This window comes from Paraburkholderia sp. GW821-FHT02A12, assembly GCF_059422005.1.
In genome coordinates this window covers 756,408-768,668 of the sequence record NZ_JBWKWA010000001.1, presented here as the reverse complement: position 1 = coordinate 768,668, position 12,261 = coordinate 756,408, and the positions used below count along the sequence as shown (strand labels likewise).

11 protein-coding genes are annotated in these 12,261 nt (G+C 57.9%); 2 read left to right on the top strand and 9 right to left on the bottom strand.

Going from position 1 to position 12,261, the window contains the following annotated elements:
• Positions 1-44: 44 nt before the first annotated feature.
• The 6 genes from chvE to AC07WT_RS03485 all read right to left on the bottom strand — a co-directional run bounded on the left by chvE (position 45) and on the right by AC07WT_RS03485 (position 6,292).
• Complete coding sequence (gene chvE, locus AC07WT_RS03510) at positions 45-1,115, bottom strand: multiple monosaccharide ABC transporter substrate-binding protein (protein WP_494946061.1); 1,071 nt, start codon at positions 1,113-1,115, stop codon at positions 45-47.
• A 96-nt stretch (positions 1,116-1,211) separates the two neighbouring features.
• On the bottom strand, positions 1,212-2,300 hold the full coding sequence (locus AC07WT_RS03505) for a Gfo/Idh/MocA family protein (protein WP_494946060.1): 1,089 nt from the start codon (positions 2,298-2,300) through the stop codon (positions 1,212-1,214).
• 24 nt (positions 2,301-2,324) lie between these two features.
• Positions 2,325-3,317, bottom strand: a complete 993-nt coding sequence (iolG, locus tag AC07WT_RS03500) for an inositol 2-dehydrogenase (RefSeq protein ID WP_494946059.1) — start codon at positions 3,315-3,317, stop codon at positions 2,325-2,327.
• A gap of 41 nt (positions 3,318-3,358) precedes the next feature.
• Positions 3,359-4,240 (bottom strand): sugar phosphate isomerase/epimerase family protein, encoded by an 882-nt coding sequence (locus AC07WT_RS03495; RefSeq protein ID WP_494946058.1) that lies wholly within the window; start codon positions 4,238-4,240, stop codon positions 3,359-3,361.
• A 69-nt stretch (positions 4,241-4,309) separates the two neighbouring features.
• Positions 4,310-5,233 (bottom strand): intradiol ring-cleavage dioxygenase, encoded by a 924-nt coding sequence (locus AC07WT_RS03490; RefSeq protein WP_494946057.1) that lies wholly within the window; start codon positions 5,231-5,233, stop codon positions 4,310-4,312.
• A 144-nt stretch (positions 5,234-5,377) separates the two neighbouring features.
• Positions 5,378-6,292 carry a LysR family transcriptional regulator gene (locus tag AC07WT_RS03485; RefSeq protein ID WP_494946056.1) on the bottom strand — a complete coding sequence of 305 codons (915 nt, stop codon included), beginning with the start codon at positions 6,290-6,292 and terminating at the stop codon, positions 5,378-5,380.
• A gap of 241 nt (positions 6,293-6,533) precedes the next feature.
• Here AC07WT_RS03485 and AC07WT_RS03480 point away from each other — a divergent pair, with 241 nt between their 5' ends.
• The gene (locus AC07WT_RS03480; RefSeq protein ID WP_494946055.1) at positions 6,534-6,713 is read left to right on the top strand and encodes a hypothetical protein; all 180 of its coding nucleotides are present in this window, start codon (positions 6,534-6,536) and stop codon (positions 6,711-6,713) included.
• On the top strand, positions 6,692-7,735 hold the full coding sequence (locus AC07WT_RS03475) for a LacI family DNA-binding transcriptional regulator (protein WP_494946054.1): 1,044 nt from the start codon (positions 6,692-6,694) through the stop codon (positions 7,733-7,735). Before AC07WT_RS03480 ends, AC07WT_RS03475 begins: the two co-directional genes overlap by 22 nt.
• Before the next feature lie 211 nt (positions 7,736-7,946).
• On the opposite strand, the gene AC07WT_RS03470 is transcribed toward AC07WT_RS03475, so the two are convergent.
• The 3 genes from AC07WT_RS03470 to AC07WT_RS03460 form a co-directional block, all read right to left on the bottom strand.
• Positions 7,947-9,131 (bottom strand): porin, encoded by a 1,185-nt coding sequence (locus AC07WT_RS03470; RefSeq protein ID WP_492592528.1) that lies wholly within the window; start codon positions 9,129-9,131, stop codon positions 7,947-7,949.
• A 1,071-nt stretch (positions 9,132-10,202) separates the two neighbouring features.
• The gene (locus AC07WT_RS03465) at positions 10,203-11,201 is read right to left on the bottom strand and encodes a sugar-binding protein (RefSeq protein ID WP_494946053.1); all 999 of its coding nucleotides are present in this window, start codon (positions 11,199-11,201) and stop codon (positions 10,203-10,205) included.
• A 38-nt stretch (positions 11,202-11,239) separates the two neighbouring features.
• Positions 11,240-12,256 carry an ABC transporter permease gene (locus AC07WT_RS03460; RefSeq protein ID WP_494946052.1) on the bottom strand — a complete coding sequence of 339 codons (1,017 nt, stop codon included), beginning with the start codon at positions 12,254-12,256 and terminating at the stop codon, positions 11,240-11,242.
• Positions 12,257-12,261 lie beyond the last annotated feature (5 nt).

Below are 12,261 nucleotides of genomic sequence, written 5' to 3'. Positions count from 1 at the left end.
CGGCTATAACTACACGCCCGGCACCCACGAAAGCCAGAACTTCGTTACTTCAGCTGCGCCTGCGTGTAATACCCGCTATTGACGAGCTCCGACTGCCAGTTGTCCTTGTCGACGAGTGCGGGCTTCACGAGATAGGTCGGAACGATCTTGGCGCCGTTGTTGTAGCTCTTCGTGTCGTTCACTGGCACCGGCTTTCCAGTCAGCGCGTCGTCCACGATATCGGCCGTGATGCTGGCCAGCTTGCGCGTATCCTTGAACACGGTCGTGGTCTGGTCGCCGCGGATGATTCCCTTGACGTTCTGCAGGTCCGCGTCCTGTCCCGTGACGACCGGCATCGGCTGTTGCGCCGAACCGTAGCCGACACCCTTGAGCGAAGAAATCACACCGATCGCGATGGCGTCGTTCGGCGTCCACACGGCATCGAGCCGGTTGTTGCCATAGAAGGCGCTCAGCAGATTGTCCATGCGGGACTGGGCCGTGGCGCCGTCCCAGTTGCGGGTGGCGACTTTCTCGAATGGCACCTGCTTGCTGCGAACGACGAACTTCCCGCTGTCGATATACGGCTTGAGCACAGACATGCCACCGGCGTAGACCATATGCGCGTTGTTATCGTCCGACGAGCCGCCAAAGACCTCGATGTTGAAGGGGGTCTTGCTGCCCTTCTTCTGCCAGGCGGCGACGATGCTCTGGCCCTGCAGGACACCCACGCCGTAGTTGTCGAACGTGGCGTAGTAGTCAACGTTCTTGGTCTGGCTGATCAGGCGATCGTACGAGATGACCTTGATGCCCTTCTGTTGTGCAAGCGCCAGAGCGTCGGAAAAGGTCTTGCCATCGATCGGGGCGATCACGAGCGCCTTGACGCCCTTGGCCAGCATGTTCTCGACCTGGTTGACCTGAGTCGGCACGTCGTAGTTGGCGTACTGGAGATCGGCGGAATAGCCCTTCGCTTTCAGCGCGTCAATCATGCTTTTGCCATCGGTAATCCACCGCGACTCCGTCTTGTCCGGCAGCGAAATCCCAATGACGCCCTTGTCCTGCGCGTAAGCGGATAGGGAAGCCGCAGACAGTGCAATCGAGACGGCCACAACCACCGCGACGTTTTTGATGATGCTCATCGTTTGTCTCCTGATAAGGATTACATAATTTACTTCTGACTTTCGTTAGTCAGTTCTTGATGGCTGGCCCCGAAACGAGGCCAGCCGCTCACCTTCCTACTCGATAAAGACCTCTGCGCCGGCCCGCTTCGACGAAGCGAACATCGCCTCAATGACGCGGCTGATGTTGTACGCCTGTGTGGCGGGAACAACCGACGGCGTGCTGTTGCGAAGCGCGTCAAAGAATGCGTTCGATTCGCGGTCGAAGTAAACCGGGTTCCCGATTTCCGCAATGTCGGGCGAATATTCGGTCTTCTTCGTGGCCCAGATTTCGGGGAAACTCGTTTCCTGCCATTCGGTCCATCCTTCCGGATGGGCGCCCTTGCCCGCGTCGTAGATCTTGTAGCTCGACGGCAGCGAACGGGAAGACATGATGCCTTCGGTGCCGTACGCCGTGATGTCCCAGCTTTCCGTCCAGGGCAGCACGTCCCACGACATGAAGTCGATGACGACAATCTTGTCTTCGTAGTTCAGCACGGCGCCCGCTGCATCCTCGCGCGACTCGTCGCCGTGGAAGTTCGGGAACTTCGTGATACGGGCATTGACGGATCGCGGCAGGCCAAAATGCAGCAGAATGCGGTCGACGAGGTGGCAGCCGATGACAAAAACGGCGCCGCCGATGTCGCCCGGCTGGGTCATGTGTGCCGTTCCCGCCTCGTCATGTGAGCAGCCGCCGTGCGCTCGCACCTGGACCACCTTTCCGAGGCGGCCGCTCTTGAGCGCCGCCTGCATGGCGTCAACCGACGGAGCAAAGCGCCAGCAGTAGCCCACCTGCACGAGACCGCCCGTACGCTCGACCGCTTCGACGATGCGTTTGGCATCCGCGGAACTGCGGCCAGCAGGTTTTTCGCACAGCACTGCCTTGCCGGCCTCGAGTGCCTCGATGGTCAGGTCGGCCATCTTCTCGCTCTTCGAGTGGACGAGTACGACGTGCACGTTGTCGTCGGCGAGAATGTCGTCTTTCGTGCGCGCTTCGAGGCCGAGCGCGTCCACGAACGGCTCGAGCAACGGACTGGTGTCCCACGCACCGAGCATCTTCGCGTCGGAACGACGCTGGATTGCCTTGACCCGACCGGACGTGTGCGGATGGGTAATGCCGAGGCACGCCACGCCTACCGTTTCGTTGGCATCAATCTTTCGCGTCATGTCTTGTCTCCTCCTGATTGCCAGTTACACCTTGACCGATTTCCCCGACACCGCGGACTCGAGTGCGCAGTCAGCCAGACGCAATGCCTTGAGGCCGTCCTGCACCGAGGTCGGCAGGGGTGCATTCGTACGCAGTGCCTCGACGAACGCTTCGAGTTCAGCCTTGTAGGCCGCTTCGTACCGCTCGAGGAAGAAGTTGAGGAGGGGTTCGCGGACATCGGTTGCCTCCTTCGTCCAGCGACGGATCGTCGAAGGCCGGAGGTTCTCCTGCAGGAGCATGCCTTTGGACCCGGACACCTCCATGCGCTGGTCGTAGCCGTACACAGCCTCGCGGCAGCAATTGATGTGGCATTGCTTGCCCGAAGCGGTCCGCAACTGCACCATCACCGTATCGAAATCGGAGAGCTCTGCCAGCGACGAATCGACGAGCCGGCTCGCCATTGCCATTACTTCGACCGGTTCCTCGCCCAGGAGCCAGCGGGCCATGTCGAGGTCGTGAATCACCATGTCCCGGAAGATCCCGCCGGAGTGTTCGACGTAATCGCGGGGTGGCATACCCGGATCGCGACTGGAGATGACAACCTGGCGTACCTCGCCCACATCGCCTGCGTCGATCGCCTTGCGGAATGCCTGGGACGTCGGGTCGAAGCGGCGGTTGAACGCAAGCATCACACGACCGCCGAGGCGCTCGACCTCGTTCGCCGCTGCGAGCGACTTCTCCATGTCCAGATCGATGGGCTTTTCGCACAGCACGGCCTTGCCTTTCGCCACCGCTTGCAACATGAACGTGATGTGGGTGTCCGTCGGTGTGCCGATGACAACGGCATCGATGTCATCACGCTCGAGGACAGCCGAGGCATCCGTCGACGCTTCGCAGCCGAGTCGTTCGGCGAGCGAGGTGGCAGCCTTCTCAAAGGGGTCTGCTACGACAACCAGCTTCGCGTTCGGGCTAGCGGCAACGTTGCCTGCATGAATACGACCAATCCGGCCAGCGCCGAGTACAGCGATTCGAATCATGTGAGTCTCCAGAAGTACTTTGTGGTTTAAGGTCAAGCGCTTCAGGCAGAAGTCGCGCTTTTTGCCGAGAACTGAGCGATGGTGGTGTCGTAGGCGCGCTTTGCCATCTCGTCGAGCGGCAACTTCCGGTGCTTCTCGGAGATGAGCTCCACGCCGTAATAAGGAAGCGTGCAACCTGCTTGTTGCAGGGCATCAATAAAGGCGGGACAGTCGCCGGCACCTTCGCCACAAAGCTGGCGGTTAAAGCTCGAGTCCTCAAACAGCGTTCCTTTAACCTGCGCGCCTACGTCATTCAGTTCTACTCCCTTGATGAAGCGCGCTGGGATTCGGGCGACCTCGCTATAGGGGCTGCCACCGCGTGCTACGTGCCAGTGGTCAACCATCAGGCCACCATTGGGTTGGTCGGCGCCTTCAGCAATCTTCAGCGCGTCTCCGATGTTTCGGATGGGAGAAAAAGGCATAAATTCGATTGCGACCGTCGCGCCAACTGTCGCGACGTCCTGGCAAAGTTTCGCGAATTCGTCGGTCATGCGCGCAAAGTCAGCCGGACTTTCGTCGAAGGGGCTCGCGCCGATTTTTAAATTGCGCATGCCAAGTTCGCCGCCCAGTTCGATGACACGGCGACGGAAACTGTCCGATTTGGCACGGGCCTCGCCGTCGAGGTACCAGTCCATAAGAATTTCGAGCTCGAAGTTCTTCATGCCCGTGTCGTCCAGAATATTCTTGACGCCGGAGAGCCCGTATTTCCCGACGCTGTACTCGAGGTCATCGAGGATGAGGCCGATGCCGCTCCAGCCAGCACGCGATGCCGCTTCGCAACGGTCTCGCAGCGGGAACGGACTGATTTCGGCCGGTCCACACGGATAGACGTCGCCGGCAATAGTCCAGTACGCAGCCAGCAGTTCGATGTCTTTGGTGCTCATTTCAGTTTGCTCCTGCAATTCAAGACGGTTCAAAATGTTCGACGAAACTTGGTGCTACATGCAGCACAGTCATGCGATTGCCCGCGCCGGATTCGTGGAAGTTGCCAGAGTGAAATCCCAGGTCACTGACCAAAAGGGAGCTGAGAAGCCGAGCTCCCATGCTGCGCCGAGGTCGTCAATCTTGTTGAATTCGGCAATCAGTTCCCGCTTCACGCCGAAAACCGCGTCCTCGGGGAGATAAGGGCAATCAGGCGTGAAGATGTGGGTAATGACAGGGTCGTAGCCCGGCGCGGTCACGATGAAATGCAGATGCGCCGCACGGTTCGGGTGGCGCCCCATTGCGCCGAGCAATTTCCCGACCGGCCCGTCCGAGGGAATCGGATAGTGGCGCGGCTTGACGGACCTGAACCAGTACCGGCCTTCTGCATCCGAGGTAAATACGCCACGCAGATTCGATTCCGGCTGAATCCCCTTTTGCTGGACGTCGTAGAAGCCATCGTCATTGGTCTGCCAGACTTCGAGCTTCGCGTTCGCGATAGGTGTGCCCTCGATGTCCGTCACACGCCCTGCAACGACCAGAGGCTCGCCCTTTCCGTCCAGGCAGATGTTCGTGCCGTGCTCATATTCGGGTGCATTCGCGACATAGAACGGGCCGAGAATCGTATTCGGTGTGGCCCCGTTCGGCCGGCGATGATTGATCGCGTCGACAAGCATCGAAACGCCGAGGATGTCCGACAGCAGGATGTACTCCTGTCGCCAGTCGGTGCACATCTGACCGGTTTCAGTCAGGAAGCGAATCGCGGCAAACCACTCTTCGTGCGTCGGCTCGATTTCCTTCACCGCCGCATGCAGATGCTTGACCAGAGTCGTCATGACCTGTTGCAGCCGCTCGTCGGCATTCTGTCCCATGCGAGCGTTGACGACGTCGGCCGAGCGCGCTTCATCGAAATACGGTGATGGGGATGGCGAAACAGAGGGTGCTGCATGTTGCATGGAGCGTCTCCTTCAATGTTTTCGTACAGCTTTGAGACGAGTCTATATTCCTCGAAGCCGGCAAAACAGAGCTGAAAAGGGAATCTCTTTCGTGCAAGGTGGGAAAGTGGGAAGGGCCGGCAGGTTGACTGTGCCGCGCGACCGTCATGCGGTCCAGTGCCGCTCGTACTCGTTCTGCTGGAACCGCTCGACAAGTGCGTCGATAAACAGGCGAACCTTTGCCGGCATATGAGCGCGGGTCTGGAATGCAATGTTCATCGTGAGCCGGGGCAGGTCCCAGTCATTCAGCACTGGAACCAGGCGGCCCGCCTTGAGGTCGTCGTACACAATGTACTTGGGCTGCACGAGAATGCCCATACCGTCGAGCGCGGCGACCCGAAGTATCTGGCCGTCGTTGGATTCAAGAAGAGGCTTGATCTTGACGAGAACCGATTCGCCTGTGCGACAGAATGCGAGTTCCCGGGGATTGTCGGCGAGTGCGTAATTCAATACCTTGTGCCTGACCAATTCTGCCGGGAAGCATGGCAAACCATTTGCTTCGATATACGAAGGAGCCGCAACCAGGATTCGCCGGGTCGCGGCAAGCCGCCTGACCGTTATGTTGCTGTCCGCCTCAAGAACCTTGGTACGGATTGCGACGTCAATGCCATTTTCGATGATGTCATAGTAGCGATTGGCTGCCACAACATCCACCGTGACGTCCGGATAACACGCCGTAAACTCACGGAGCATAGGCGCAATATGCAGCATGCAGAACGAGAGCGACGCAGTAACGCGAAGCACGCCACTTGGCCGTACGATCGCTTCCTTGATGACCGACTCAGCTTCGCCGAGGTCTGCCAGGATGGACTTGCAGCGCCGGTGAAATTCTGCGCCAGCCTCCGTGAGATAGAGATTCCGCGTCGTCCTGCGCACCAACTGGACATTCAGTCGAGTCTCCAGCGAGATCAGGTAGCGGCTTGCTGCGGAGATGGAGAGGTCCACAGCCTCCGCAGCCCGACTGATACTGCCCGTCTCGGCAACCTCAACGAATAGCTGTAATTCTTTGAACTGGTCCATCTGCTTGCACCTTCCCACCTTTCCTCAAGCTCACGCAGCACGACAGTGCACGCAGGCGAGCGCCATCGATAAGTACGTCCAGCCAGCCACTTCCCGCACGCAGCAGATCATAAGCCAGAAAATCTATCGACGGGAGACACGAAACACATCAAAAACACATCAATATTCGGAGTTACCCTGACCTGGCCGTGAATTTGTGCCGTGTTGCGTGGCAACGTGTGATCATTTACTCACACGCGATGTGAACGATCTGCTGACAGTCGAACAACGGGATCCGCTGCCTGACGTCCGCCGCATCACGCGTCGGGCAGCAGTCACCCTGCTTCTGAAACATGGCATCCGTAGCTGGTGCCGGGATATCATGAACCATCAAAAGACCATCAAACACGAGGCGCAGGAATGGCTCACCGCTTTCTTATAAAGGAGATAGCTCTGCAGGCAGGGCTCGGAGTGGCAACAGTCGACCGGGTGCTGAATGGGCGCGCTCATGTTCGCGAACACACACGCAAGCGAGTCGAGCAAGCCATCAAGGAACTCGAAAGACAGGAAGTGCAGTTGGCGAGCGCCGGTCGGAAGCTCGTAGTCGATGTAGTCGTGGAAGCCCCTGCACGCTTTTCTGACGAAATCAAACATGCACTTGAAGCAGAATTGGCCGCGTTGCGCCCGGTCGTCTTTCGGCCGCGTTTCCTGATGCGCGAAACGATGACAACGGCTGAGGTACTCGAAGCTCTTCGGTCAATTGGCCGCAGAGGAAGCCATGGGGTTTTCCTGAAGGCGCGCGATGTTCCCGAAATTGCGGAGGCAATAGGCGAACTACAGCGCCGCGGCATTCCAGTGATCACGATCTTCACCGATATCCCGTTGTCCCGTCGCGTCGCATACGCGGGGCTGGACAATCGGGCCGCCGGCGCCACTGCCGCATACCTTCTTGCCTGGTTATTAGGTCCGCAGCCCGGTAACATCCTGATAACGATGAGCGACGAACGCTTCAGGGGCGAGGAGGAACGTGAAATAAGCTTTCGACGCGCGCTGAGGAACCGATCTCCACAGCTTACGTTAATTGACGCCAGTGGCGGCCACGGCCTTGACACGCCCACGGAAGAACGAGTCCGCAAGGTCCTCGCCGCACATACCCGTATCGCTGCGGTCTACTCCATGGGAGGTGGGAATCTCGCCATTCTCCGAGCACTCGAAGCTCAACAGCAATCACCGCTTTGCTTTATCGGGCACGATCTGGACAAAGACAACGTGCGCCTGCTGCGCGAGGGCAAGGTGCAAGTGATTCTATATCACGACCTGCGCCAGGACATGCGATCGGCGTGCCAACACATCATGCACTTCCACAAGCTCCTGCCAGCGTCTGCCGTATCGCCCTCCTCATCGGTCGTCGTCGTGACGCCGGAGAACATTCCGGAGCATATAGCGAGCCGGTTTCGTTCATAACGATGTTGATGGAGGCAGTGTCCAAAGCGAGCGGGGATCGGGTTGCGACTGGTCGGCTCCTGTCGGCTCCTAATCTCGCGGTCGAACCCCGCTCGCAAATCGTCTGGCGCGAAGTCAGCCTTCAGGCGGGAACGGTTAGATAACACGGAAAAGTGCGCCCGCCCCAGCCGAGGTTCGAGATACAAACTGTCCCGAACCCCTTCCACGCGCCCTAGAACTGGTGGGCGATACCCGCGATTACGCCGAACTGGCTCTTGCCATAGTTCGGGTTTGTGCTGGACGCGGCGCTGCTCACCGGGTCGTTATTAGTGTTCGCGCCATACAGCCCGCTGTCTAGCCCAAGATTGGACGTTGAACTATTCCGAACGTAACCGAGCTCGGTATAGAGGAGCGTCCGCTTCGACAGCGAATAGTTCGTGCCCAGTGTGTATAGCGTCGCGTTACCATTGCCGTGATTGGCGTTTGCGTGATACACCGCACCGGTGATCGAAAGCGCTGGCGTGGTCTGCCAGATGGCCCCAATCCATTCGTGATTGACTGCTGTCGGCAGCGATGTGCCTGACGGCAGCGTTGTCGGAGTGGCCGTACCAAAGTATCCTGCATTGGACGCGTTGGGTGCGCTGAGGTGCTGATAGCCAATATACGCAACGACGGGGCCAAACGCGTAGGTCGCACCCGTAAGGATAGAGCGCGAGGCCAGGTACACATTGCTGAACTGGCCGTTGGGATCGCGGACCTCATCATATGTGGCCTGCCAGAAAAGGCCGCCTGTCTGGTACGACAGCTTGATGCCGTCCGATCGCCCCTGAGCGCTACCCAGACCGCTCGATGAGCCCAACTGGCCCGGCGCGCTTCCCGGATTCCCGGAGTTCCATTTCGTCGAGTTCGTCAGGTCGTATTGCCCCTGCAGCGTAAATCCCGCGACCTGCGGCGACAGATACTCAATACCATTACCCGCCTGCGAAAAGATCCGGCCACGCACCAGCGTACCAATCGCATACTTCTTCGTCTGCTGCGGGTCGACATCACCCGAATACTGACTTATTTCGGCCGAGCCCATGTTGCCAAATTTCAGTTGACCCCATGTGTCATTGCGCAAACCTACAGTCGCCTGCCCTTCGAAGAAGCTGCCGTTGGCCAGGCTACCGTTTTGTGTGTTGAGGCGAGACTCAAGGTGGAAAACAGCCTGTGTACCGCCTCCGATATCTTCGACGCCTTTGAGGCCGAATCGCGACTGGGCCCATCCGCCACTCTGTGCGCCGAACACGTGCCCCTTCGGCAAGCCAGTCTCGTATTGAAGCCCGTTGTCTACGATGCCATACAACGTGACGTTGCTTTGCGCACTCGCCGACGCCGCTGCCGTCATTGCGAACAGCCCAAACAGAACCTTTCTCATCAAATCTCCTCTATTTGTGTATGTAGTACTACTATATTAATCACCTGCCTGGTGAAAATCCGATCGTGGCGACTTGATATTGGCGGCAGCGCCTGATTATTCGACAACGCCAAAAACCGGGCCAGCGCCCGTCATCAATCGCGCGGAAAGCGCGTTTCCTACATCTGTTTAAGAAGTGCCCGCATCGTTGCCGCCCTCATCGCATTCGGATCTCGGTTGGGAGTGCGGAGCGCAAATCACTCGCAGGGAGACGTCGCTCTCTTCCGGTTCCGGTCAGAGCACCTCAGGCATGCCGACTGTCCTGCGTCTTCAGTTACGCTTGCTTGTTGTAGCCGCTCGTAGTCCGACGATAACTTGACCAAAGCGGTTGCTGACCGCGTCCGCTGAGTGCGCTTCATCGAAGTACGGGGGATCTCGAAGCAGAGGGCTGCTTGCGGCATGGCGCGTCTCCGTCGTTGTTCTGGTGTAACTTTGGCCCGAGTGTATATCCGTCAACGATGGAGACACAGAGCCGAATGAGGAATCTCTTTCGTGGAAATCGGGAAAATCGAAGGCTGCCAAGCGCTATCGGTGAAGACCAAAGCGCTACCCGCTTGTCCGAGGTTCCGAGGAAGCTGTTTGATATGTGCAAAGCGATGCTCGGCAGTGTTAGGGCGTCGCAGTGGCCATTGGTCACCGTAGCGCGTCGAACGGCATAACGCACAACCTCACTGGTTCAGCGCGAATTGCGCCGCTACGCACGGCCAATCTGCGACACGGTGTGCTCGTGCACGTGTAAAGGTCCAAGGCTGAGTCGAGTCCGAAATCGCGAGCGAAGCATGGTGCCGGCGCAACGGTTCGACAAATTCCAGGACGATGAAACTACGATGGCGGATTTTGATCGCATGGCGTGTTGGCACAAAAACAGTGGACGTGCTCGCTTGACATTCGCAGCCAAAGCCGAACGCTAACATCGCGATCCGAGCCTCGCCGCACACTGGGCTTTGACAATGGTATTCACTGAACGGCACAGTCCTAGCTCCGCAGGGCGACGGAAGAAAATCCCGTCGCCACTGCGGAAGTTGGCACCCGTTAATGCTTGAGACAGGTGTCCAAGGTGTCGGCCGTGCAAATATCGATGCCGGTATACGTGGGGTCCGAAACCTTCTTTCCTGATGAAATTTCTTGGAGCATCAGAATCGCCTTTGCACCCATCTCATACGGTCTCTGCCCCACATTGCCGTTACTGTAGCCATCTTTTAGCTGCTTCAACTGCATGGGCAGCGTGTCCGCAACAAGAACGACGAGCTGCTTTGACTTGATCCTCGGAAGCACCGATTGTACGGCCTGGCGGTACGCGTTATCCGACCACTGGGTGAACGCTCCAGTCGATACAAACGCGTCCAGCTGACTTCCATACTTCGTCAGAATATCCGACAGTTGCTGATCCGCCTTTGCGCTGTCGTCGTTCGTGAAAAGCGGACACCCGTCGACCTCTGTCCAGCCATGTTGCCCCGTCAAGCGGTTTCCAGGCGGGGTGCTGCCATGTGTGCCAGCCAGCGTGTCACGAATCCCCTGCAGCCGTTCATTGTGGTTCGCGGCTGCAGCCCCGCCCGACTGCAGACAGATCTTGCCTCCCTGCGGTTTCATTTGCTGCAGAAGCTTCGCCAGATTCACACCGATATCGTAGTTCTTCGTCCCCACGTAGGCCTGCCGATATGACTTGTCTTGCGGGAGAAGATCCGAATCCCAGGTAATCGTCGGAATGCCAGCCTCCTGCGCCGCCTTCAAGGCACGTGCGATCGCCGGCGCATTTGCAGGTGACACCGCAATACCCTTGACGTGACGCGTAATCAAATCCTGGATGATTTGAATCTGCTCCTGCTCGTTGGCCTCCGATGGCCCAATATAGAGGCATTTCCCGCCCTTCAACTTGTCGGTTACGCTGTTGCATCCGTCACGAGCCAGGTCGAAGTAGGGATTGTTCATTGCTTTGGGAACTAGCGCATAGACATCCTCAGCGCGGACAGTGAGCGACTGGACGCACAGGGCAGCCCCGAGCGCCAGCAGCGGCAACAATGCTTTTTTCATCGTGCACTCCTCCATAATTTTATTAAGAATCCGTCGAGTCAGTCACTCGACTTGCGACGCAACTTCTCCAGCATTACTGCAAGAATGATGAATCCGCCGAGGAACGTGCCCTGCCAGTAGGGGTCGACGCCGGCCAATAAGAGGCTGTTGCGGATAACCTCGATTAACGCTGCGCCGATCGGAGCGCCGATGGCATAGCCGATACCACCGGCTAGATTTGCGCCCCCGATAACAGTCGCCGCGATCACTTGCAACTCACTTGATAGTCCTAAGGCGTTCGTTACCGAGCCAAGCCAACCGACCATCAGAAAAGCGGTGATGCCTGCTGTAAGACTCGACAGGACGTAGACCGAGACGGTAAGTCTCTCAATGGGGATGCCGCACAGCTTCGCCGCCGCGGCGTTTCCGCCGAGCGCGAAAACATGCCGTCCCCATGCCGAGTAGCGGTACACCAGGATAAAGACCACTGTCATGATTGCCAGCACCCAGGCGGGGTTCGCAATGCCCGCCGTCGTTCCTCCTCCGATTTGAAACAGAAGTGCCTGATCAGGTCCAAACTCCCAAAAGAGCTTGTTGTTCGAGAAAACCAGAGCGAGCGATCTGGCAATCGCGAGCATCCCGAGTGTTACAACAAACGACGACATGCGGAAATATGCAATCAGCACCCCGTTAACCAGACCACACACTGTCGCGGTCAGGAGACACGCCGCTAGTCCGATCCAGATCGAGTGCCCTCCAGCCATTACTATCCCAAGCACAATTCCTGAGACGCCCATCACCGAACCGATCGACAAATCGATGCCGCCGGTGATAATTACGGTCGTCATACCCAGTGCCATGATGCCTGTAAAGGCAAAATTTCGACTCGTGTTGAAGAGGTTTTGTGTCGACATAAACTTGTCACTCACAAAGCTCATTACGAAGCAGACGAGCAGCATCGCCAAAAAGACCCACACTGGCTGAGCATGTGTAATGGACTGTAGAAAGCCAGACTTGCGCCGTTGGACGATGGCGCTAAAATCATCAATCCTCGTTGCGGATTGCTTGTTCATCATAATTG

Bases quoted from the DNA above. Each gene is read 5' to 3' on its own strand.
- AC07WT_RS03470 (WP_492592528.1), bottom strand. From the start codon at position 9,131: ATGAGAAAGGTTCTGTTTGGGCTGTTCGCAATGACGGCAGCGGCGTCG.
- AC07WT_RS03485 (WP_494946056.1), bottom strand. From the start codon at position 6,292: ATGGACCAGTTCAAAGAATTACAGCTATTCGTTGAGGTTGCCGAGACG.
- iolG (WP_494946059.1), bottom strand. From the start codon at position 3,317: ATGATTCGAATCGCTGTACTCGGCGCTGGCCGGATTGGTCGTATTCAT.
- AC07WT_RS03505 (WP_494946060.1), bottom strand. From the start codon at position 2,300: ATGACGCGAAAGATTGATGCCAACGAAACGGTAGGCGTGGCGTGCCTC.
- AC07WT_RS03490 (WP_494946057.1), bottom strand. From the start codon at position 5,233: ATGCAACATGCAGCACCCTCTGTTTCGCCATCCCCATCACCGTATTTC.
- chvE (WP_494946061.1), bottom strand. From the start codon at position 1,115: ATGAGCATCATCAAAAACGTCGCGGTGGTTGTGGCCGTCTCGATTGCA.
- AC07WT_RS03495 (WP_494946058.1), bottom strand. From the start codon at position 4,240: ATGAGCACCAAAGACATCGAACTGCTGGCTGCGTACTGGACTATTGCC.
- AC07WT_RS03465 (WP_494946053.1), bottom strand. From the start codon at position 11,201: ATGAAAAAAGCATTGTTGCCGCTGCTGGCGCTCGGGGCTGCCCTGTGC.
- AC07WT_RS03460 (WP_494946052.1), bottom strand. From the start codon at position 12,256: ATGATGAACAAGCAATCCGCAACGAGGATTGATGATTTTAGCGCCATC.
- AC07WT_RS03475 (WP_494946054.1), top strand. From the start codon at position 6,692: ATGGCTCACCGCTTTCTTATAAAGGAGATAGCTCTGCAGGCAGGGCTC.